Genomic DNA, 21,817 nt, shown 5'->3' with positions numbered 1-21,817 from the left:
TTAAATGAGTTGAACGACTCAGCCAACAGGATTAAGCGACCACGCAGCTAACGTCGATTTACATTAGGTTACGGTGATAAATCTACTCTTATTGCGGTTAACAGATCTTTATTCAATATAGCGATCCCTTCATGCTAATCCGCCAGGTATTATTGTTGGTTCGATATCGCACAGAGCTTAAGTCCGTAATGGAGTAAAGTGTTGTTTGCTGTTACGGAAAAATACTTTCCTTGCTTTTATTTCAGTAAAGAATATTAGTATTCGGCCATGTAATTTCGTCTTGGTCTAAGGAACGACGTTGAGATTTATTACTGGGACAACGATTAACCACCTACGTTATACAATATAAAAATCAATACATGTAAGGAAGAAGTGTTAGCTGGATTTTTAAATTGTAAGTTCAGTATTCAGAAAAATAATTATGAATATAGCCATTAATAAACTAAAAGGAAATTTAATATGAGCAACATTAATATTGGAATTGATAAAAAAGATAGAAGCGAAATCGCTGAAAGATTAAAGAAATTATTAGCCGATACATATACGCTTTATTTACAGACGCATAATTTTCACTGGAATGTGACTGGGGTGAGGTTTAGGGAGTTGCACTTGATGTTTGAAGAGCAGTATATGGAATTGGCAGTTGCTGTAGACGATATCGCTGAACGTATTCGAACTCTCGATGTTGCAGCGCCAGGCACTTATAAAGAATTTACTAGGTTAAGCTCAATCGGTGAGATGGATTGTGTTCCGAATGCAATGGAAATGATTGAAGTATTACTAGTTGGTCATGAAAAAATTATACAGACCGCTCGAGATGTTTTAGAAGTGGCCCATCAATCAGATGATGAATCAACGGTATCTCTTGTATCTGATCGAATGCGAATACATGAAAAAACATCGTGGATGTTGAGAGCTTCAAATAAGTAGATTGAGCGTTTCAAACTCCCGATTTTTTGAAATTAAATGGGCGGAGTTATTAACGTTATTTACTTATATTAACTAAAAAGGATACAGATTAGATGGGCACGTTCTCACGCTTCGCAATTGCTATCGTTCTGCTCCTTGTCGTCATCGGCGGCATCTTCGGCTACAAGTTCTATCAAATTGACCAAATGCAGGCTAAATTCTCTCAGCCACGCCCAGCAATCGTCGTTGATACTACAGAGGTCTCTAGAGTATCTTGGCAACCGAGTATCCAATCAATCGGTGGTATCAGAGCTATCAATGGCGTCATGATAGCCAATGAATTGCCAGGCGTGGTGACGAAAGTTTTGTTCAAATCGGGTCAATCCGTCAAAAAAGGCGACATACTGGTTCGCCTAAACAGCGATATCGAACAAGCCGCTCTTACAACACGTCTGGCGGAGGTACAGCTTGCTTCGAAAGCATTTCAGCATAACTCAGACTTGATTTCCAAACGGGCGGTGTCACAGTTCGCCTTAGATAAAACAAAGGCTGCGCTGGATGTCGCCAGAGCACGACTGCAAGAAGCCGAGGCCCAGTTTGGTAAAAAAATACTCACAGCTCCCTTCGACGGCATACTCGGACTGCGTCTAGCGGATATAGGTGAATACCTGTTTGTAGGTACACCCGTCGTTGAAATCAATATGCTTAATCCAATTCTGGTCGAATATACTCTGTCTGAACAAGAACTGGCCAGTGTCGATATTGGTGATCTCGTCGAAGTCACTGTGGAGGCAACCGGCTCAGAGGTATTCGAGGGAGCTATTACCGCAATTAATAGCTCTGTCACGTCAGAGACTCGCACAGTTAAGCTGCGCGCCCAACTTCTAAATCCCCGACAAAGCCTCAAACCGGGTATGTTCGCTACTATTAAAACCATGGCAGAGGGTGAAAGGCAGGTCATTGCAATTCCAAACACAGCTCTGTCGTTCAACACCTACGGCGATTTCGCCTATGCATTGACTAAAAATGAAAAAGGCCAGCTGGTTACTGAGCAGCGGACATTGGAAACTGGCGCCACACGGGAGGGCATGACTGAAATTAACAAAGGACTAGAACTCGGTGAACGTATCATTGCCTCTGGTCTGCTGCGCTTGAGGGCTGGTCAGCTAGTGAAAATAAAGCAAAATGACAAGATTGCAGACAGTACAGGAGTTAAATAAACATGCGTTTTACAGACATTTTTATACAACGGCCAGTTCTGTCCATTGTTGTCAGTCTACTGATATTACTGGTTGGGATTCGCTCTATTATGGAGATGGAGATCCGCGAATACCCTGTATTGGAAAACACTAAAGTTACCGTTACTACTGCATATCCAGGCGCCAGCAGTGAATTGATCCAGGGATTCATTACCCAACCTTTGCAGCAGGCTATTGCCGAAGCAAAGGGCATAGACTTTCTGAGCTCATCGAGCATACAAGGTTTTTCAACCATCGAAGCACAGATGGAACTCAACTACGATGCTAATGACGCACTAGCGGAGATTCAATCTAAAGTTGCCAGTCAACGTAACGAGTTACCTGACGAGGCTCAGGACCCTGTTATCAACTCGACGACGGGAGAAGGTCGCGCGCTCATGTACGTCGCTTTCTTTAGCGATACCATGCAAGTCCCACAGATCTCAGATTATCTTGCCCGAGAAGTACAGCCAAAACTACAAGCCCTATCCGGTGTAGCCAAGGCCGAACTGCTGGGGCGTCGCTTTGCGCTGAGAGTCTGGCTCGATCCTCAGAGACTTGCAGCTGTTAATCTCACCTCTACAGATATTGCTCAAACCCTGCGTCAGAACAACTATATTTCTGCAGTTGGGCAAACCAAAGATGAATTAATCAAGATCAATCTCACTACTAATACTGACGTTGCAAACACCAAACAGTTCGAGAATCTGATAATTAAATCGACCGAAGATACTGTAGTTCGTCTCAAGGATATCGCCAGGGTAGAGCTCGGATCACAGACCTACGAGAACATAGCACTTTATAAGGGTAAACCTTCAACCTACGTAGCCATTAATCTATCTCCGGGTTCTAATCCACTGTCTGTGGCAGAACGTGTTAAGGAACTCCTGCCGGATATAAAGTCTCAGCTGCCCTCGGGTCTGCAGGTCGAACTACCCTACGATGCATCAGAATTTATTGATGATTCAATTAATGAGGTGATCAAGACGCTTATCGAGGCAGTGGGTATCGTTCTTGTCATCGTTTTTCTATGCCTAGGATCTCTGCGTGCTGCAATCATTCCCTCAATAGCAGTACCGCTCTCGCTCATCGGTGGAGCCTTCATCATGCTTGTGCTGGGTTTCTCGCTCAATTTGCTGACGCTGCTCTCACTTGTGCTGGCTGTAGGCTTGGTCGTCGACGATGCTATCATCATTGTCGAGAACATACACCGGCATATCGTTGATGGTAAATCAAAGAAGGACGCGGCGTTGATCGGTGCTCGAGAAATGGCTAATCCAGTTATCGCCATGACGATAACGTTGGTCGCAGTCTACGCGCCTATTGGTTTCATGGGTGGGCTGGTTGGTTCGCTTTTTACCGAGTTTGCTTTCACGCTTGCTGGTGCCGTCGTCATTTCAGGCATCGTTGCCTTGACTTTATCGCCTATGCTGGCCAGTAAGGTTCTGAAACCACATGGAGAGTCGACCCGCTTCGAGAGTGCAATTGAAAGTGTGTTCGACCGACTCGCCAATACTTATCAGCGATCGCTGGCTATCATGGTCAAGGCCGTCTCACCTGTAATCATGTTTGCGCTAGTCGTACTTGTGTCAATCTTTTTTATGATGATGCTAAGCCAGAAAGAGCTTGCACCGACTGAGGATCGTGGCATCATCCTGTTTCAGGGGAAAGGGCCGCAGACGGCCACACTCGAATATCTGCAGAAGTATGGCACAGAAATGCAGACAGCCTTCGAGCAGGTACCAGGCTACGACGAGACGTTCATGCTGGTTGGTATGACGAGTCCAAATGCTGTGTTTGGCGGTTTCAAAATGAAGCCTTGGAGCGAACGGGATATATCGCAGTTTGATATCATGCCTCAACTGCAGGCTTCTGTGGCAGGGATTACCGGTTTGAAAACAGCCTTATTCCCAATTCCATCCTTGCCTGGCTCGAGTGGCGGTCTACCCTTTCAGTTTGTATTAACTTCGGGCAGTGATTTTACTCAACTCGATCAGATAGCAGATGAATTCGTAGGGGCTGCCATGCAGAGCGGCAACTTCACATTCGTGCAGAAATCGATCGACATCGATAAGCCCGTCACCCGAGTAAAGGTCGACCGCGAACGCGTCGCCGATCTTGGTTTGTCGATGCAGGAAATCGGTCAGGCGCTTGGCGGTATGCTTGGCGGCGGGTTTATTAGTCGCTTCAACATGGAGGGGCGCTCGTATAAGGTTATTCCCCAGGTTGAGCGCTACGCCCGACAAACTGCAACCGCGCTCAACGATTATTTCATCCGCGCCGACTCTGGGGATTTAGTTCCGCTCGGCTCGGTCGTTAGCTTCGAGCATGATGTAGAACCCTCATCAAGAACACAATTCAATCAGCTGAATTCGGTCACGATCGAAGGCATTCCAGCCCCATCAGTGTCGATGGGAGATGCCATCAGTTTCATGAAAACCAAGGCGGGCGATATCTTGCCTCGGGGTTTTAGCTATGATTTTAAGGGCGAGTCTAGACAGTTCGAAAATTCTGGCAGTGCGCTAATCGTGACCATCTTTTTATCGCTACTCGTTATCTATCTAGTGCTTGCTGCGCAATTTGAGAGCTGGCGTGATCCACTTATCATCTTAATATCGGTACCTATGTCAATTGCAGGGGCAATGGTCTTCATTATGCTTGGTTTTGCGTCGATGAACATCTACACGCAGGTCGGTCTGATTACACTGATTGGCGTGGTCGCGAAGAACGGTATTCTTATCGTGGAATTTGCCAACACACTTCAGGAAAGGGGACGCAACAAGCGCGACGCAGTAACCGAAGCCGCAGCGATCCGACTTCGCCCTATTATCATGACTTCGCTGGCGCTTATCGTCGCCATGATCCCGCTGTTAATTGCAGCCGGCCCTGGAGCACAGTCGCGCTTTGCTATTGGTATAACCATTGCTACAGGACTTGGTATCGGTACTTTCTTAACTATGTATGTGTTGCCTGCTTTCTATATCGTCCTGGCGAAGAAGATTGATACTTCAGATCATGAGGAGCAGGGTAATGCCGCCGATGAAACTCCGACTAATACAACGAACACGTAATTGTCGTACTCATATTTTAGCAGCGTTCAGTTTTGATTGATTAGCCGAATCACCCAAGATTTGGCTAATCTTATTGATTCGAAAACATTGTATAAGAGGATTTGGAAATGCAGTTCTCTGTACGTTGCCGAACAGACTACATTTAGTTTTATGGGTATGATTTTACTGTGCGATTGGGAACATTAAGTAACCAATAATTTCAGTTAAAGTCAAAGACAACTCCGCTTTGTGAAGCTTTTCAGCTGACTGATTGCTCATTTATAAATAGAAGGGCTTGTACTGAGCTCTGAGGGGAAACTATGATTCAAACCAACCAAATTAAACCTGATATGCCTGTTGTCTGCTCCGAAGATGGTCAATTTGCTACTGTAGATCATATGGAGGGCACTGATACCCTCAAGCTTAAAAAAGACAAGGGCGGTCAACACCATTACATTCCTTTAAGCTGGGTAACCTCAACTGAGGGCGATAAAGTTAAAATTGATCGTCCAGGAGACCAAGCTATGCAGGAATGGTCTCAAACTCCGCCAACAGGTACAGGACACTAAAGTCTTGTTGTATCGCTAAACTAAGGTGGCATGCTACTCATGCCATCTTAAGACCTGAGCGGGAACCACTGATTTTATTTCCCGCCTTTACTTTTCCCCAAGAATTCACGTGAAAATGATAGACATCAAAAACAGTGTGCAAGTTTTAGCTTTCGCGCCGTTCAAAACGGCAGGAGGCTTTCCTAATGAGTTTCGCATTCAGCAACAAACATGATAATGGCCGATCTCCGCGACGACATGCCCCGTGCTTCGTGGCGTAGAAGCATAGCGAAAACCGCAACGCGGTTTAATGTGGTCTATTTTGCTGCTCAATATACTGCTTAACAACATTGATAGGCGCACCCCCTAAGTTTACAGCAATGTAGCTTGGGCTCCATAACGCATTTTCATGTATGCAGGCTATATTAGTTCAGGGTAATGCAGTTTTATTTTCCGTAAAGCGTTTTGGTTCAATAAAGTAGTTATAAAATAACCGAACAAACGCAATTTATAGTATTTGTTCGAACTCCTAAAGCTTAAAAATATTTTCTACTCTCAAGATAAATATACTTCTTAGGCGAGATGATGACAGGTGATTAATATGGCAAGCGAATCTAAAAATATATTGCAGCGTGGTCTGGAATATATGCACGAACCATTTTCCGGTTTTATTAGAGCTCAGACTACCTCCAGTCTGTTTCTTCTTTTATCTACAATCGTAGCCCTATGGTGGGCAAACTCAGTCTATTCTTCTACCTACTTAGATCTTGTGCACACACCGATTGGAATATTTTTGGGTGATTTTGAGTTACGATCTTCACTCAAACACATTATTAATGATGGTTTAATGGTGATATTTTTTTTATTGCTTGGACTCGAAATCAAACGAGAGGTGCTAGCCGGAGACCTCGCTAAACCGGAAAATCGGCGCATGTTGATTTTTTGTGCCATAGGCGGAATGATTTTACCGGCTATGACCTATACCTTGTTCAATTGGGGCCTTGATTCACAGATCGGTTGGGGTATCCCAATGGCAACCGATACCGCGTTTGCGCTAGGTGTACTTACCATAGTGCGAAAATATATACCTGCCAGTCTTTTGGCTTTCATTGTTGGACTCGCCATCGTTGATGATGTTGGGGCTATACTCGTTATTGCACTATTTTATACCCAGGAAATATCAGTAATATATCTGTTTAGCGCATGTTCACTTATTACTTTTTTGGCAGTAGCTAACTACGCAGGCGTAAGACAGCCACTTTTCTATATTATCATCGGTATTGCAACCTGGTGGATGATGCTCATGTCTGGCGTTCATGCCACTGTTGCTGGCGTCGCAATCGCATTGACGGTGCCAGCACGGCCGAAGTTGGCGTCAGCACAATCACTTGATAAGGCGAAAACAACAATCAGATCCCTTCAGCAAGAAATTGAAGAGGTGGACGTTCTTGGTAGTCGGCAGGATCATAAACAGGTACTGGAAGTGCGCGATTTAGCAGAACATGCTGGGACTCCCCTGCGTCGTTGGGAAGATGTACTGCATTTACCTGTAGCACTCTTCATCTTACCGCTGTTTGCGTTGACTAATGCTGGCGTAGTGTTTAGTTTTAGTTCGTTTATCGACAGCCTCCAATACCCAGTTGGATTAGGGATTATTTCTGGCCTTGTAGTAGGTAAATTTATTGGCATTTCCGGCGCGTGCTGGTTGGGCCTGCACTACAAAATAGGTAAATTACCCAAGGGAGTTAATATTCAACACATTATTGGTGCTTCACTGATAGCCGGGATAGGCTTCACCATGTCCACATTTATTGCGACACTGGGGTTTGACGGGCAACCTGAACATCTCCATAACGCAAAAACATCCATCTTGGTCGCTTCGGTTATTTCTGCATTTTTTGGCGCGTTATATCTTAGATTCATTGCTTCAAACAAACGAAAAAAATGACTCAATGAGACATCTTAAGTCGGTTAAAATAAATGTTACCGATATTGCATCATCGTTTACGTTAATAGAAGAGTATTATGTGGTACTTTAACTGGTTATAAATTTTTAGTTTAATGTCTATAATTATTCATTCTACTGGTTTACAGAACGGGTATAAATTTATTTTATTATGCTCAGATTATGCAAAGTGTTTACAGCATAAAACGTTTTTGAGTCTCCAAAAAAGCATTACCCGCAGAGATACCGGCACGATAATCATGTTGTAAATCGATATCAGTACTTCCAAACAATTTACTTTGAAGATTGTCGCCTGCAAAAATTTGAATAATTTCGACATCTTCAGGAGGGTTAGTGATAAAGGCGAGTTCTTTTTGATAAGCTTGTTCATGCTGAACTAAATAATCAATCATTTTCGGGCAATACCCAGACTCGTAAACCCATGACTTTAGGTTACGTACCCAAGCAGACTGAGTATTTAGGTCTGCATTAACAGTGCGAATAACTACAATTTTTCGAGCACCGCGACGATACGCTTCACGAACGGGTAGTGGCGCAGCAAGTCCACCGTCTAGGTAGAAGTCTGTTTTATGGTCATCAACGCTTGCTTTGGCCTTATTTGTTGGGCTAACGGCCTGCCTAGGCGCGAGCTTAACCCCTTGTTTATACAAAAAAGGAAATGCACTCGAGGCTTTAAGCAATTGGCGCCAGTGACTTATATGACCGTTTGGGCTTAAGAAATAGCCTTGTCTATCGAGTGAATTAGTTGCGCTGATCAATAATTCTCGTTGACCCAATGATTTAGTTGCTGTCGTAAAGTCTAAGGCAAAGCTACCTTGAATGGTTTTATCAAAGTACCAATCCAAATCAACAACATTGCCACCTGCTAATCCACGGCCTAGTTTATAAAAATTATTACGACGTGTTAATTCACCAATTAATCTCTTGGCATAACCTTTCTGACGAGATAAAAAGCTTGTAATGTTTTGTGATCCTGCAGACACCCCTATAAATAAATCGAAAGGATCAAAATCATTCTCTAACCACGCATCTAATACACCTGCTGTGAATATTCCTCGTTGACCACCTCCTTCTGCAATAAGTGCCATTTTAACACATGATTCTTCACAAGGATTAATCTGGGAGGGTGATGCAATGACTTTCATAGCAGGCCTTTCTAGAAAAATGCTGAATAAAATAAGTTCGTAGAACTTGCGATTAGATATCTGTTGGCAGTAACAATGACCTCGGGTGTTTAAGCAGTACAGTTCCGAGTTCACTAACTGAACCTCGCGAACAAAGTAGTACCATGACCGCGAGTTCTATTAGGATATTTACATGGTGTTTTATGATAGCTGGGCATTCGCTGTGGATTCGATTCAGCGCTTACTCACCGAACAGGAGTTTATACCTAGGAGCGAGTATAGAGGACACAAGCCTACCGCTCCTGTAAGCAGCGGCACAACGCCAATATAGCCCCACATGCCAATTGTGTCGGTGGCAGCCAGTCCGATAAGAACTAGACCGGCGGTAACGCGGAGCGTGCGATCTAGCATACCTTCATTCGTCTTCATAGTATTTCTCCTTTGTCGAGTCACTGGGCCACTCTGCTAAGTTACAGATAAGATCGAATATCGTTCCAGCCTTACGCGAATCGATTAGATGTCCATTAGAATAAATCGTAACTGTTCCCGGCGTCTGTTCGCCAGCGCACGCGAGATAATTTTCAGGAATGGTTAAATCGAGCAACATAGCGAATAGGCTAAAGTATTTTCTGCTAGGGTTTATCATTTGAGATTGTAAGTGAAGTACTAGACCAATTAATAGTTGATTTACCTCAAAAAGACAACGACAACTTTCTTACTGAATGTCGTCAACAGAAAAGGAGTTGGTCAGAAGAGCAAAGCGAAAAAGAAAGCTCGCAAGATATGGCAATAAAACCACAGTTCCTGGCTCGAACCGTCGGTGAGCTTGCGAACAAAGATGCCATTTTTCTTTGTGATACGGGTACAGTGACCGCATGGGTCGCACGACATCTCCCCGTTACTGAACAACAATTATTTACCCTCTCAGGCAACTTGGCGACAATGGCATTTAGCATGGCCGGTGCGATAGGCGCGCAATTGAAATTTCCTGAGCGGCAGGTGGTAGTACTTATTGGTGACGGTGGTTTTAGTATGTTAATGCAAGAGTTTATTACTGCCGTCAATCTAACATTACCCATAAAGGTTATTATTTTTAACAACGCCAAGCTAGGGTTAATTCAACTAGAGCAAGAAAACAGTGGTTACCCTAATTATAAAACAGCATTAAAAATCCTGATTTTTCAGAGTTTGCTCGCTTATGCGGTGGTGAAAGTTGGAGTGTAGATCGCCCTGAGCTGCTAGTAAAAGCGTTGGGAGAAGCATTTGCTAGCAAAAATGCCTGTGTGATCGATGTCCATATTGATCCTAATGAACTCGTCATGCCGCCAAAGCTCGAATTGGCTCAAGCGGTAAATTATTCGATTGCTAAAGCTAAGGAGTTTTAAATTCAAATGACTGATTTAAAAATATGTGGGAACGGTTCCTAAATGCTATTACCTCTGTTTCTGAGTTGTGCAGGCTAGTAGAACTATTGCGCAGGCTAGTAGAAATATATAATCCTCAAGGTGAATATGCCGAAATAGGTTGCCTTGGTTTTAACTAATGAGTAATTTTGTGGCCATTGAGTAAACATTATTCAAATCACTCGGTTGAATCTGTACGTTAAGAAAATCATAGCAGGTGTTGGCAACTCAAAAACGAAAGGCGTTATGTGTTATCTTAAAAATGGGTGGCATATTTTAATTGTATGAAGCAGTAGAATAGAAAACTAAGGCCAAAAGCCTTGGATGAGCAGAGTATTATCTTGACTCACCGGGAGCGTCCATATATGGCATATTTTAATTGAGATAGTGATCTTATGCTCTTGATTAAGAGCATACCATGAACTCTGTTCATCCTGACTGAGTAAACTAGACCATGTATGGCTTGATTATTGTGCCATGAAATAAATGGCAACATAGGCTGAGAATTCCGCATTAATGCCAGTAGAAGCAATCATTTTCTGTAAGTCCCATCATATCCTGCACATCTAGACAAGAATTAACCTAAGGGGTCTTTAAGAATGAACAAAGGAAAGAATAGTGGCAGCCTTGATTTGCCAGTTGACACTTTCAGTAGCCACACCCCAACACCAACATCAGTTTCGCACTCCATACCCGCGGGGTTTGTGCGCGTGCGCGGCGCCCGAGAAAATAACCTGCAGAACGTTGACGTGGATCTACCCCGGGACTCGATAGTTGCTTTCACAGGGGTGTCCGGCTCTGGCAAATCCTCGCTCGCTTTTGGCACCATTTTCGCTGAGGCCCAGCGACGTTTCTTCGAGTCCGTCGCGCCGTACGCCCGGCGCCTGATCCAGCAAGGTCATACGCCTCAGGTGGACGAAATTACTGGATTGCCGCCAGCCGTCGCACTCCAGCAGCGCCGAGGTACACCCAACTCACGCTCAAGTGTAGGCACAGTCACCACTCTCTCGAATTCTCTGCGGATGCTTTATTCCCGTACAGGTATTTACCCTGATGGGGCTTTGCGCCTCGAGTCGGACTCCTTTTCACCCAACACCGCCATGGGCGCTTGCCCTAAATGCCAGGGACTCGGAACCGCGCACACAGTCACCGAGGCATCGCTGGTGCTCGACCCTTCACTGAGCATTCGCGAAGGCGCCGTCACGGCTTGGCCTGGGGCGTGGCAGGGTAAGAACTTGCGCGACATCCTCACTGCGCTCGGCCATGATGTGGACATACCTTGGGAACAGCTGTCCTGCGCCGATCGCGATTGGATCTTGTTCACCGAGGAACAACCCGTTGTCGACATCATGCCGGAGAGAGAACGGCCCCGGCCTTACAAGGGGAAGTTCTGGAGCGCGCAGAGTTATGTGATGCACACGCTCGCCGATTCAAAAAGCGCTTCGGTGCGTAACCGTGTACTGAAATATGTTGAATCTGGACCATGCTTAATATGCGCGGGCAGCGGACTGCGCAGCGAAGCACTCGCCGTTACCTTTAACGGCCGCACCATAGCCGAGTTCAACAGCTTGTCGCTCACCGAGCTCCGCCACGTGCTTGACCGTCCGGCGGCCGCCAATACCCCGGGTGCGACTATCACCAAGGATCTCTCTCGCCGCCTCGACGTGCTGCTCGATCTCGGCCTCGGATACCTAAGTCTAGGCCGCGCAACACCCACGCTCTCTCCTGGTGAAATGCAGCGGCTGCGCATTGCCACCCAGCTGCGCTCTGGGCTCTTTGGCGTAATCTACGTACTCGACGAGCCTTCCGCTGGGCTTCACCCGGCCGATGCCGAGCCGCTCCTAGCCGTACTCGACGAGCTCAAATCTAGTGGTAACTCAGTTTTTATCGTTGAACACAATATGGACTTGGTGCGCCGCGCCGACTGGGTCATCGACGTCGGCCCACATGCGGGAGAGCAGGGCGGAGTGGTCCTCTACAGCGGACCTACAGCGGGACTCAAAGATGTACCTGCCTCGATCACGCGAAAATTTCTCTTTGCAAGCGAGCGCCCAGTTCCGGCTGCACGCGAGCTGCGACAACCGCTCGGTTGGCTTGGCCTGACGGGTATCACCCGCCATAACCTACGCGGCCTCGACGCTGAGTTTCCGCTCGGCATTCTGACCGCGGTCACGGGTGTCTCGGGCTCAGGCAAGTCCACCCTAGTGAGCCAGGTGCTTGCCGAGACCGTTGGCTTGCACCTTCATCCTGAACCCAGTGACGGGAACGCATCCACAGCCTCGGTGGCCGGGGAGAAGGATGAACAACCCGAGCCTAAACCCGTCGAAATCACCACGGTTGAGGCTATCACCGGGGCGGATCTGATCGATCGACTGGTGCGCGTTGACCAGAAACCAATCGGTCGCACACCGAGATCCAACCTCGCCACCTATACAGGCCTGTTCGATGCCGTGCGCACCACATTCGCCGCTACCCCCGAGGCTCGGAGCCGAAAGTTCGGCGCTAGCCGGTTCTCGTTCAACGTGCCGGGTGGCCGCTGCGAGACCTGCCTTGGCGAGGGATTTGTGGCGGTCGGTCTGCTTTTTTTACCTGGCAGTTACTCGCCCTGTCCCGACTGCGATGGCACGCGGTACAACCCTGAGACCCTCGAGGTGACATACTGTAACAAGAATATAGCCGAGGTGCTTGGGCTTACAGTGGATGCGGCAATGGTGTTTCTCGCCGATGTACCCTCGGCATTGCGCAGCCTTAAAACCCTTAATGAGGTGGGGCTCGGCTACCTACGACTCGGCCAACCCGCCACCGAGCTTTCCGGAGGAGAGGCGCAACGCATCAAGCTCGCGACCGAGCTGCAGCGGGCACGCCGCGGCCATACGCTGTACATTCTCGACGAGCCCACAACAGGGCTGCATCCTGCCGACGTGCTATTGCTGCTCGCCCAGCTCAACCGGCTCGTCGATGCCGGCAATACCGTGATCGTGGTCGAACACGACATGGACGTGGTTGCCGCCGCCGACTGGGTTATTGACATCGGCCCTGAAGGCGGTGATAAGGGAGGCTGTATAGTGGTCGCTGGCACGCCCCATGCAGTGGCCGCCCACCCGGCGAGCCGAACGGCGCCTTACTTGGCCCAGTGCATCTCTACCACCTGAGCGACTGCCTGTCGTGGCAAACTAGGGGTCGCTCAATAATAAAGCTGGCAGCTTTCTGAAATAGGCATGAATTTTCACCAGTGTACTCTTGAAAAAAGACTCTTAGCTGATCTGGGGCCAGCCTAATAGTTCCCGTATCATCAAACATGTCAATAAACGTTTTTGAAGCTTTTGTTTTGCCGGCCCCAGGCGATCCGTACATAAAAATAGACACCGACTGTAGATCCGTAGGAAACGTGTTTAAATTGGTCTGTTCACGTGCTATCTGAGTGCGATTTGCTTTCGCATAAATGATGCCTTGGTTTCAATTTCAGTTTTTTGCTCTGTCATAGGTTGTGATAGCGTTACCCAATTAAAACAACAAGATACTAGCCAATACAAGGTGAGTATAAATTTACCATAGCTTGTATGTATCTACATGAACGGTTGGGTGTAATAACATCACGATAACATGGCACAACCTATTAATTATGATTACGGCAGCCAATATCGCTATGAAAACACCAATAAAACGGCGTTTTACCGCTAGGGGAATCGCTGATTTATTAAGCCATTGAATGGCTTTTTTATGCTCTACGCCCGTTAACTTCGTTACTAATCGCACTAATCGCACTAATCGAGGGCATCGCTCACTTTGTTTGCTGTTTACCACCTCATTAGTTTTACGCCGGTTGATACTTCGAGTATTGATGCCTGTAAGGACAAACATAGTTGTATTCGTTTGGTTGAACTTGCTAACAAGTTTATCGACAGTCACGACAAAAACACTTCCTTTTCAGCACTATGTCTAAACGTCTGTGTACATACAATGGCGTAGAAATGCCTGTAAATAAGTGTATGTACGCAGTCGCACAGACAGTCAGATTGGCTGATGACATGATTTGAAGTTCTGACGTTATCGTACCGTGCGATTAAAGATCCTCAGATGAAGGAGTGACATGCCAAATGGATAAAACCTTAATCATAGATTATTACACTGACATTCTTTGTGTCTGGGCTTGGATTGCTCAGAAACGTGTTGATGAACTTAATAAAAAATTGGGACACAAAATCGAACTTAAATGTTACTACGTTGACGTTTTTGGTGATGTACCGACAAAAATAAACACTCAATGGCAATCAAAAGGCGGGTTTATTGGCTTTGCTGAGCACATACAACAGTCAGCATCTGCCTTTGAATATGCTTATATAAACCCAAAAGTATGGACGCAAGTTAGACCCACCACTTCAGCCAATGCGCATTTGATGCTTAAAGCGGTAGAGATTACTTATGATAAAAAGAAAAGTATCGATATGGCGCTAACATTTCGAACCGCATTTTTTGTTGATGGCTTGGATATAGGCAACCTTGAAGTCCTCTGTGATTTAGTTAACGCCAATGGACTAGACCTAAACACCATCAATACCAGCATTGGTGATGGCTCTGCTATGGCATCTTTAATGGGTGATTATCAAAAATCAAAGAGTCAAGGCATTAACGGTAGTCCTTCATATGTCCTTGATGGTGGGCGTCAAACATTGTATGGCAACATAGGTTTTGGCGTAATTCTTGCTAATATTGAAGAGCTTTTGAAGCATCCAACAGATGAGGCTAGTTGGTGCTGAAACGAAAGTGTACAGAGGTGAAGTTTAGAAGCATGTCTTCGATTGGAACATGAGGTTCTGCAACGCCCCAGCGCTATTTCACGTAATCAGATTAGTGCCTTCGAGCCGTCACATCTGTTGGATATCGCACAGACGGATACCTATGGTCAAGTCCAGACTGACATACATTGAAAGTATAAGTCGTCTCAGTTTACCCAATCCTTAGCGCCGGAACTGACCAGCTTACATCTGTTTGTGACAACCGGCTTATAGTAATCAGATAAGCTATAAATGCTTTAATAACAAGGGAATAATTACCACTACTGTCAAAAAGTGAAACCCTTCTTGAGAAATTTGATATTTAGGAGACAGACCATGATTGAAAAAATAGCAACTATCCAGTGGCAAGGTCAAGGTAAGAAAGGCCAAGGTAAAATAAGTACCGAGACCGGTGCACTGAAGCAATATCCTTACGGCTTCGGTAGTCGCTTCGAGGATGACCGAAGTGGCACTAACCCTGAAGAGATACTAGCCGCAGCCCATGCCGCGTGTTTTACGATGGCGTTTTCATTCGCCTGTGATAAGGCAGGGTTTGCCACCGCCAATATCGACACTAAGGCCAGCGTTCGTCTCGCTAAACAAGGCGAAGGTTTTGTTATAGACCGCATCGCGTTGACGATGAGCGCAGAGGTTGCGGGCATCGACGAGGCGAAATTTCAGGAGATTGCGGCTGCGGCAAAGTGTGACTGCCCGGTATCGAAGGCTCTTGCCGGTGTTGAGGATATTACCCTGCAAGCGACACTGAAATAGGTCATCTCCTGAGACACGCTGTCAGCCCGCGCCATGCAACTACACAGCAGCAACTACACGGCAGCAACGCCAAAGTCAGACCGAACGCTAAAACGAAGGTTTAATGACTATATTCATATCCTCTTCCAGCATTTTTCTAACCGTCGGCAAGATTGCCGACGGTTCTTCTACGGTGAATAACGTTCGGTCTGGTGTCCGTGCGTTAACACATTCATCAATAGACCTGATTTGGCAACTAACTCGGATACATAGACACAGAGCCGTTCGTCAATCGCATGAAAATGACACCAACGTTTGATAGCGTACAGACAGCGTTGCCGCTTTTAATAGTTCTGTATCGCTCTCATGTTGGTACATTTAACATTCGAAGGAGAAGATACCTATGTTACGCACCGTTAACAATATAGAGGACTATGTCATCAGTGCTACAGATGGCAACATTGGTCATATCAAAGACGTTTATTTCGATGATGAAACTTGGTGTGTTCGCTTTCTCGTTGTTGAAACAGGCACTTTAGGATAGCAGGATAAAAAGTTGCTTATATAAAAGACAAATCACGGAGGGCGTATGCATGACCATGAAGATAAAAAGTCACATTATCAAAAAGATAGTCTGACATTAGTTGGTGCGGTTGCGCTTGGCACCGGCGTTATGATTGGTGCTGGCATATTTGCCTTGACGGGGCAGATGGCCCAGATGACCGGAAGTCTTTTCCCGCTGGCTTTTCTTTCGGCTGCGGTGGTTGTGTTATTCAGCGCATACTCTTACGTAAAATTGTCCAATGCTTATCCTTCCGCCGGTGGGATTGCCATGTACCTAAAAAAAGCCTATGGCAGCACGGTGACAACCGCCTTTCATTCCCTGTTGATGTATTTTTCTATGGTGATTGCCCAGAGTTTTCTGGCGCGTACCTTTGGGACTTATACATTACAGCTGTTTGGTATCGATGATAGCAGCGTGTTAGTGCCAACACTGGGTGCTGGATTATTGCTGGTGGCGTTTCTGATCAATTTATCCGCCAACAAGATGATCGAAGGTGTCGCGTCGGTGCTCGGCTTTATTAAGATTGGCGGTATAGTTTTGTTCGGTATCGTTGGCGTAATGGTAGCTGGCACGGTGGAAGTCGATTTCTCAACAGTCAGTCCAGACGCCTCAACTTCTGGTGCAACAATAGCTGGTTTTATTGGTGCAACCGCGCTGGGTATTTTGGCCTTTAAGGGCTTTACCACCATTACCAATAGTGGTTCAGAGCTTACTGACCCTCACAGAAATGTGGGCCGAGCTATCATGATCTCCATCGGTCTTTGTGTGGTAATTTATACGCTCGTCGGTTTTGGCGTCGCAAGTAACTTATCACTAGCGCAAATCATCGAAACAAGAAATTACTCGTTGGCTGCAGCCGCAAAGCCTGCACTGGGCGAATACGCGGTCTGGTTTACGGTTGTTTTGGCCATGATAGCAACAGCAGGCGGTGTTATTGCCAGTATATTTGCGGTTTCGCGGATGTTGGCAATGCTGACTGATATGAAACTCGTTCCCCACAGCCATTTTGGCATGCCCGGTAGCATCCAAAAGCACACCCTGGTTTATACCGTCATTTTAGGTTTGCTGTTGACCATATTTTTTGACCTGACGCGGATTGCGGCCATGGGTATCATTTTTTATTTGATTATGGACATGGCGATCCACTGGGGTGTTTTACGTCACCTGCGAGACGAAGTGGGTGCTAAACGCGCATTCCCTATGGTCGCGATTATCCTTGACTTGATCGTTCTAGCCGGTTTTGTCTGGATCAAGATAAACAGCGATCCATTGGTGTTAGGTGTCGCTGGTGTTGTCATGTTGGTTATTCTGCTTGTTGAGATCCTATTTTTACGACATAACCCTATCGAGCCAAAAAACCACAACCACGGATGAAAATAACCAAATACTACCTTCTAGTGCTAACCGCCCGAGACAGCCTGAATGCAGCTGTGTAGGGGCTCACTCCCTAGGACGAACTTTAATCATGGAGATAAATAATGAAATCTGTCGTTATATTTGGGGCTGGCATTGCCGGATTAAGCGCCGCACATGAGTTGGCCGAACTGGGGTATCTTGTTTCAGTTTATGAAACGGCTGATGAGCCGGGGGGATTCTTCAGAAGTTCACGCCTTAGTCACGACAATATACCGACCGAGTATTCTTGGCACGGCATGGGACCTTGGTACCATAATGTTTTTGATTTGATGAAAAAAATTCCATTCAATGAAGAGGGCAGCGTTTATGATTTGGCCCTGTCTCGGCCCATTGATTTTGGCATATTCCCTGATGCTGGTCAGGCGCAATTTTACGATGAGGGATTTAAAAGTATTAACAAGATGTTTGGCATGAGCAATTGGGAGTTTACCAGAGCGTGCTATTTAATGTTAAAGACTTGGACCTCAAATCATCGAAGCCATGTGGTATATGCCAAGGTGAATGCGGCTCAAGCTTGGAAACCTATGCTTAGCGTGCAAAGTTATAACGCGTGGCGTTCTTGTTTCGGTCCTTGGATTGGCTCTGATTGGTCCAACGTGTCACTGCACACAGCAGGGGATTTTTTTAGAAAGCAATTTACGACAAAGCCCGCGCACCAGCATAAATCTGATCAAGATGGACCCGCATGGCAGCAAGGTGCCGGAGACGGTTGGCTGCTCCTAAAAGGGCCCAGTAGTGAATACTGGTTCAATCCTTGGGTTAAATACCTTGCACACAAGGGCGTGAAATTCTATTGGCAGAAACCGCTCACCAAATTAGTGTTCGACGGCAGCAAAATAGTCTCCGCTTTTGTCGGTAATGAGGAGATCAAAGGCGATATTTATGTTGTGGCCATCAATCCTTACTTGATGGTTGATATTTTAAGTAAAACTCCCGCGCTTGAGCGTCAAGAAGAATTAAAATTGTTTACACCGCTTGTTCAAGACGGCCCACACACTCAAGTCTCTTTTCGGTTAGCATTTTCAGACGAAATCAAACTTCCTCGAAAGCGGACTGCAGCGGTGATCAGTGATTCAGAATTTAATTTGACAGTGTTCGCCGAAGAACAAGTTTGGGACAAGGAAGTGGATTTGGGGCAAAACATCAAATCTCTTTGGACTGGCACGTCTTGTATTGGCGGCTTCCCTGGGAGGATATTCCATAAGCCCGTCAGTCTCTGCACCAAAGAAGAGTTTATCGAAGAAGTGAAGGCTCAAATCTTGAGTTGCGGCGCACTAAATCAATTGATTAAACAAGCGAATGACGGCAAAGAGTTGAAAGATTTTACAATTGAAAAAGTTGAAGTGTGGCATGAATGGCACTTTTCCCGTGATGGAATAACGCCGCTACAGCCAAAGTGGGTAAACACCACCAACACTCAAGCATTTATGCCATCTCAAAAAACGCCAGTTTTTAATCTATTCTTGGCCGGAGCCCACACTAAGACTCAGGCTCAAGTCTGGAGTATTGAAGGTGCTGTTGAAAGTGGCAGAAGAGCAGCCAAAGCGATAGATAAACGAGTTAACGTATTGGATCAATATCGACCTAGATGGATTAAATTGTTATCGAAAATCGATGACATCTTGTATCTAATTAAAGCACCGCAGCTTCTAGATTCTGTGGTTTTATGTATCGTTTTATTGCTTATTTTGTGGTTTTTGATCTGATCATATCTTGATTGATCTTAGCTCTATCCAGAAAGAATGAGCGACATTAAAAGTGTCATAACATCAACATCGGCCCTAATAGGTCTCACAACAACAAAGGAGTTTAACCATGAACAAGAAAGAAGCTTACCAAAAAAACTACGAGCACAATTAGACCAGTGGAGCGCAGAGATCGATAAGCTCAAGGCCAAAGCTGATAACGCGGAGGCCGATGCAAAAATTGAGTACTACAAACAAATCGAGGAACTGCGAACGATGCAAAAATCGGCCAACAGCAAACTTACCGAACTTAAGGAATCCAGTGACGGTGCATGGGAGGAGCTCAAAGCAGGTATGGATGGTGCGTGGAACTCGCTTGGCAATTCGCTGAAGTCGGCTACCTCCAGATTCAAATAAACAGCATGGTCATTGCGCCAAATAGGCGCACTATAAATTAGCACAGGAGTGCAACATGGACATTATTAGTTTACTCATATTTTTGGGAATAGGCGCCTTGGCAGGGTGGCTTGCAGGCAACATAATAAAGGGCGGAGGATTTGGTGTCATAGGCAATATTATTGTAGGAGTTGTTGGTGCTGTAGTAGGTGGTTTTATATTTAGCTTACTCGGCATATCAACAGGCGGTTTATTAGGCTCTATCATTATGGCTACTATAGGCGCTGTTATTTTGTTATTCATAATTAGTTTGGTTAAGAAGAAAGCCTAGTTCCTTAAACACGACGATACATGTTGAAAATTCAAATTAGGAGTGGCCACATGATTAAGTTAAGACAGTTTTGGGGGAATCTGCAATCGAGCTTTTGGTTTATGCCTTCACTGATGGTCGCTGTCAGTATGACCTTAGCGGTTGTGTTGATCGAAGTAGAGTCTGCCGGTTTAAACCGATGGCTAATTCAGTGGCCACGGCTGTTTGGGGTCGGTGCAGAAGGCGCTCGCCAGATGTTGTCCACTTTGGCTGGTTCGATGATGACTGTAATGGGGATCACCTTCTCCATGACACTGCTGGCCTTGGTGCTGGCGTCGGGCCAGTACACCTCTCGTATTTTGAGGAACTTCATGCGCAACAGTGTCACGCAAGCAACTCTGGGGGTTTTTGCGAGTATTTTCGCTTATTGTCTGATTGTATTACGCACCATTCGTGGCAGTGGTGGTGGTGATGAGTTTGTGCCCAGTCTGGCGGTGTTTTTTGCCTTTGTGATGTCGCTTGTTGGTGTGGGGGTCCTTATCTATTTTATTCATCATATTGCCTTGTCAATCCAGGCATCAAGCATCATCGCTTCGGTCGCTCAGGAAACCAATGCTGCCATAGATAGGTTGCTGCCGATAAAACCGGATGAGGAACTTGATGAAAATGAAAATGGAGATGAAGATCGACACCCGATATTCAAGTCTCTGGATGAGCTGGTCTGGTATCCCGTGCCGGCAGCCCGCAGTGGTTACGTTTTAGACGTGAATAACAATACACTAATATGTTTGGCGAGTGACAACAGAACCATAGTGCGTATGGAGCACGGCATCGGTTCGTTCATTGTCCAAGATACGGCTCTGGTGTCGCTCGCCCTGACTTTCCCGCCAGAACAGAAACTGATTGATACTTTGAATGCGGCTTACAGTATTGGCCGCCATCGCACAGTGGGTCAGGATCCTGCTTTCGGTATTCGACAGATTGTTGATATGGCCATAAAAGCGCTGTCCCCCGGGGTTAACGACACTTCAACCGCAGTGATGTGCGTGGACTATCTGACCTCGATTATGGCTCGATTGGCCAGTCGGCAATTTCCGCCATTGTATCGTTACGAGGGAGAAACTCTGCGGATGGTGGTGATTGTTCCGAGCTTTGAGAGTCTATTGGCCGATGCTTTCGACCAGATTCGAAGTAGCGCCGAAGTGAATCTTGCGATACTGCTACGCATGCTCGGTGCCATCGAGACCATCGGAAGTCTAACGATCTGCCCGAGCCGCTTGAGAGCACTCGACCAACAGCTGCAGTGGATTGCAGAGTTGACCGCTCGCTGCTTTGCATCCAGTCATGACCGCGCGCAGCTCGAAATGCGGCTGTCCAAGGTGCGTGAATCGTTGGAGTGTCAGTCTGCATTGCGCGCATTAGTAGGGAAAGATTAGTTTTATGTAAATGAGACGGATATTAGTATACAAGATTCATTTATTTTGTTGATCAATTTGCTGCCTCTACATTCAACGCACCCTATTCACAACCTCATCGTTCACTATAACTCGTATAATTTTGCTATCCGCAAACGCAAAACATTCTTTCAAAACTCGATAACGATACATATACTCAAGTGAATTCAAACTGCAGGTTTTAATTTCTGAAAGTTATCATTAATTGTATCACCGAGTGTATCGGCA

At 46.0% G+C, this 21,817-nt stretch carries 18 protein-coding genes and 1 pseudogene; 15 read left to right on the top strand and 4 right to left on the bottom strand.

From position 1 onward, the window contains the following. The first annotated feature begins 459 nt into the window (after window positions 1-459). The 4 genes from AAEZ00_RS18975 to AAEZ00_RS18960 all read left to right on the top strand — a co-directional run bounded on the left by AAEZ00_RS18975 (window position 460) and on the right by AAEZ00_RS18960 (window position 5,766). Window positions 460-930 carry a Dps family protein gene (locus AAEZ00_RS18975; RefSeq protein ID WP_351089460.1) on the top strand — a complete coding sequence of 157 codons (471 nt, stop codon included), beginning with the start codon at window positions 460-462 and terminating at the stop codon, window positions 928-930. Window positions 931-1,022: 92 nt separating this feature from the next. Beyond that, on the top strand, window positions 1,023-2,129 hold the full coding sequence (locus AAEZ00_RS18970) for an efflux RND transporter periplasmic adaptor subunit (protein ID WP_351089458.1): 1,107 nt from the start codon (window positions 1,023-1,025) through the stop codon (window positions 2,127-2,129). A 2-nt stretch (window positions 2,130-2,131) separates the two neighbouring features. Then, on the top strand, window positions 2,132-5,218 hold the full coding sequence (locus AAEZ00_RS18965) for an efflux RND transporter permease subunit (protein ID WP_351089456.1): 3,087 nt from the start codon (window positions 2,132-2,134) through the stop codon (window positions 5,216-5,218). 299 nt (window positions 5,219-5,517) lie between these two features. Next, window positions 5,518-5,766, top strand: a complete 249-nt coding sequence (locus AAEZ00_RS18960) for a DUF2171 domain-containing protein (protein WP_351089454.1) — start codon at window positions 5,518-5,520, stop codon at window positions 5,764-5,766. Between the two features lie 286 nt (window positions 5,767-6,052). Here the strand turns inward: AAEZ00_RS18960 and AAEZ00_RS18955 are convergent. After that, window positions 6,053-6,154 (bottom strand): annotated as a pseudogene (locus AAEZ00_RS18955) (transposase); the annotation flags it as partial. 192 nt (window positions 6,155-6,346) lie between these two features. On the opposite strand from AAEZ00_RS18955, the gene nhaA reads away from it, so the two are divergent. Beyond that, entirely contained in the window at window positions 6,347-7,693 is a 1,347-nt protein-coding gene (nhaA, locus tag AAEZ00_RS18950; protein WP_351089452.1) for a Na+/H+ antiporter NhaA, read from the top strand. Between the two features lie 191 nt (window positions 7,694-7,884). On the opposite strand, the gene AAEZ00_RS18945 is transcribed toward nhaA, so the two are convergent. Together AAEZ00_RS18945 and AAEZ00_RS18940 are read right to left on the bottom strand one after the other, a co-directional pair. Beyond that, the gene (locus tag AAEZ00_RS18945; RefSeq protein WP_351089450.1) at window positions 7,885-8,856 is read right to left on the bottom strand and encodes a patatin-like phospholipase family protein; all 972 of its coding nucleotides are present in this window, start codon (window positions 8,854-8,856) and stop codon (window positions 7,885-7,887) included. A 213-nt stretch (window positions 8,857-9,069) separates the two neighbouring features. Then, window positions 9,070-9,264: a YgaP family membrane protein gene (locus AAEZ00_RS18940; RefSeq protein ID WP_351089448.1), complete on the bottom strand. Its 195-nt coding sequence runs from the start codon at window positions 9,262-9,264 to the stop codon at window positions 9,070-9,072. Window positions 9,265-9,618: 354 nt separating this feature from the next. Between AAEZ00_RS18940 and AAEZ00_RS18935 the strand changes: the two genes are divergently transcribed. Further along, complete coding sequence (locus tag AAEZ00_RS18935; protein WP_351089446.1) at window positions 9,619-10,059, top strand: thiamine pyrophosphate-dependent enzyme; 441 nt, start codon at window positions 9,619-9,621, stop codon at window positions 10,057-10,059. 778 nt (window positions 10,060-10,837) lie between these two features. Further along, a complete protein-coding gene (locus tag AAEZ00_RS18930; protein WP_351089444.1) occupies window positions 10,838-13,390 on the top strand; it encodes an excinuclease ABC subunit UvrA in 2,553 nt (850 codons plus the stop codon). Here AAEZ00_RS18930 and AAEZ00_RS18925 read toward each other — a convergent pair. Beyond that, complete coding sequence (locus tag AAEZ00_RS18925; RefSeq protein ID WP_351089468.1) at window positions 13,380-13,592, bottom strand: zeta toxin family protein; 213 nt, start codon at window positions 13,590-13,592, stop codon at window positions 13,380-13,382. The two genes, AAEZ00_RS18930 and AAEZ00_RS18925, sit on opposite strands and share 11 nt — an antisense overlap. Window positions 13,593-14,335: 743 nt before the next feature. Between AAEZ00_RS18925 and AAEZ00_RS18920 the strand changes: the two genes are divergently transcribed. The 8 genes from AAEZ00_RS18920 (at window position 14,336) to AAEZ00_RS18885 (ending at window position 21,571) form a co-directional block, all read left to right on the top strand. Beyond that, window positions 14,336-14,995 carry a DsbA family oxidoreductase gene (locus AAEZ00_RS18920; protein ID WP_101088479.1) on the top strand — a complete coding sequence of 220 codons (660 nt, stop codon included), beginning with the start codon at window positions 14,336-14,338 and terminating at the stop codon, window positions 14,993-14,995. Between the two features lie 354 nt (window positions 14,996-15,349). Further along, the gene (locus AAEZ00_RS18915; protein WP_123777477.1) at window positions 15,350-15,784 is read left to right on the top strand and encodes an OsmC family peroxiredoxin; all 435 of its coding nucleotides are present in this window, start codon (window positions 15,350-15,352) and stop codon (window positions 15,782-15,784) included. A 382-nt stretch (window positions 15,785-16,166) separates the two neighbouring features. Continuing rightward, window positions 16,167-16,307, top strand: coding sequence for a PRC-barrel domain-containing protein (locus AAEZ00_RS18910; RefSeq protein ID WP_242445210.1), 141 nt, complete (start codon window positions 16,167-16,169; stop codon window positions 16,305-16,307). Between the two features lie 45 nt (window positions 16,308-16,352). Further along, complete coding sequence (locus AAEZ00_RS18905; RefSeq protein ID WP_162022969.1) at window positions 16,353-17,702, top strand: APC family permease; 1,350 nt, start codon at window positions 16,353-16,355, stop codon at window positions 17,700-17,702. Window positions 17,703-17,806: 104 nt separating this feature from the next. Then, complete coding sequence (locus AAEZ00_RS18900; RefSeq protein WP_351089442.1) at window positions 17,807-19,450, top strand: FAD-dependent oxidoreductase; 1,644 nt, start codon at window positions 17,807-17,809, stop codon at window positions 19,448-19,450. A gap of 36 nt (window positions 19,451-19,486) precedes the next feature. Further along, window positions 19,487-19,846 carry a sll1863 family stress response protein gene (locus tag AAEZ00_RS18895; protein ID WP_351089440.1) on the top strand — a complete coding sequence of 120 codons (360 nt, stop codon included), beginning with the start codon at window positions 19,487-19,489 and terminating at the stop codon, window positions 19,844-19,846. A 55-nt stretch (window positions 19,847-19,901) separates the two neighbouring features. Then, window positions 19,902-20,156 carry a GlsB/YeaQ/YmgE family stress response membrane protein gene (locus AAEZ00_RS18890; protein ID WP_123777473.1) on the top strand — a complete coding sequence of 85 codons (255 nt, stop codon included), beginning with the start codon at window positions 19,902-19,904 and terminating at the stop codon, window positions 20,154-20,156. A gap of 50 nt (window positions 20,157-20,206) precedes the next feature. Beyond that, window positions 20,207-21,571, top strand: coding sequence for a DUF2254 domain-containing protein (locus tag AAEZ00_RS18885; protein WP_351089438.1), 1,365 nt, complete (start codon window positions 20,207-20,209; stop codon window positions 21,569-21,571). The last annotated feature ends 246 nt before the right edge of the window (window positions 21,572-21,817 follow it).

It is taken from the genome of Shewanella sp. S1-49-MNA-CIBAN-0167 (assembly GCF_040310145.1).
In the GTDB taxonomy this organism is placed as follows: Bacteria; Pseudomonadota; Gammaproteobacteria; order Enterobacterales; family Shewanellaceae; genus Shewanella; species Shewanella psychromarinicola.
Note: the sequence above shows the minus strand (reverse complement) of the source record. Positions and strands in the feature narration are given on the sequence as shown.

Coding starts and splice junctions, on each gene's coding strand:
- AAEZ00_RS18975 (WP_351089460.1), top strand. CDS start 460: ATGAGCAACATTAATATTGGAATTGATAAAAAAGATAGAAGCGAAATC.
- AAEZ00_RS18970 (WP_351089458.1), top strand. CDS start 1,023: ATGGGCACGTTCTCACGCTTCGCAATTGCTATCGTTCTGCTCCTTGTC.
- AAEZ00_RS18965 (WP_351089456.1), top strand. CDS start 2,132: ATGCGTTTTACAGACATTTTTATACAACGGCCAGTTCTGTCCATTGTT.
- AAEZ00_RS18960 (WP_351089454.1), top strand. CDS start 5,518: ATGATTCAAACCAACCAAATTAAACCTGATATGCCTGTTGTCTGCTCC.
- nhaA (WP_351089452.1), top strand. CDS start 6,347: ATGGCAAGCGAATCTAAAAATATATTGCAGCGTGGTCTGGAATATATG.
- AAEZ00_RS18945 (WP_351089450.1), bottom strand. CDS start 8,856: ATGAAAGTCATTGCATCACCCTCCCAGATTAATCCTTGTGAAGAATCA.
- AAEZ00_RS18940 (WP_351089448.1), bottom strand. CDS start 9,264: ATGAAGACGAATGAAGGTATGCTAGATCGCACGCTCCGCGTTACCGCC.
- AAEZ00_RS18935 (WP_351089446.1), top strand. CDS start 9,619: ATGGCAATAAAACCACAGTTCCTGGCTCGAACCGTCGGTGAGCTTGCG.
- AAEZ00_RS18930 (WP_351089444.1), top strand. CDS start 10,838: ATGAACAAAGGAAAGAATAGTGGCAGCCTTGATTTGCCAGTTGACACT.
- AAEZ00_RS18925 (WP_351089468.1), bottom strand. CDS start 13,592: ATGTACGGATCGCCTGGGGCCGGCAAAACAAAAGCTTCAAAAACGTTT.
- AAEZ00_RS18920 (WP_101088479.1), top strand. CDS start 14,336: ATGGATAAAACCTTAATCATAGATTATTACACTGACATTCTTTGTGTC.
- AAEZ00_RS18915 (WP_123777477.1), top strand. CDS start 15,350: ATGATTGAAAAAATAGCAACTATCCAGTGGCAAGGTCAAGGTAAGAAA.
- AAEZ00_RS18910 (WP_242445210.1), top strand. CDS start 16,167: ATGTTACGCACCGTTAACAATATAGAGGACTATGTCATCAGTGCTACA.
- AAEZ00_RS18905 (WP_162022969.1), top strand. CDS start 16,353: ATGCATGACCATGAAGATAAAAAGTCACATTATCAAAAAGATAGTCTG.
- AAEZ00_RS18900 (WP_351089442.1), top strand. CDS start 17,807: ATGAAATCTGTCGTTATATTTGGGGCTGGCATTGCCGGATTAAGCGCC.
- AAEZ00_RS18895 (WP_351089440.1), top strand. CDS start 19,487: ATGAGCGACATTAAAAGTGTCATAACATCAACATCGGCCCTAATAGGT.
- AAEZ00_RS18890 (WP_123777473.1), top strand. CDS start 19,902: ATGGACATTATTAGTTTACTCATATTTTTGGGAATAGGCGCCTTGGCA.
- AAEZ00_RS18885 (WP_351089438.1), top strand. CDS start 20,207: ATGATTAAGTTAAGACAGTTTTGGGGGAATCTGCAATCGAGCTTTTGG.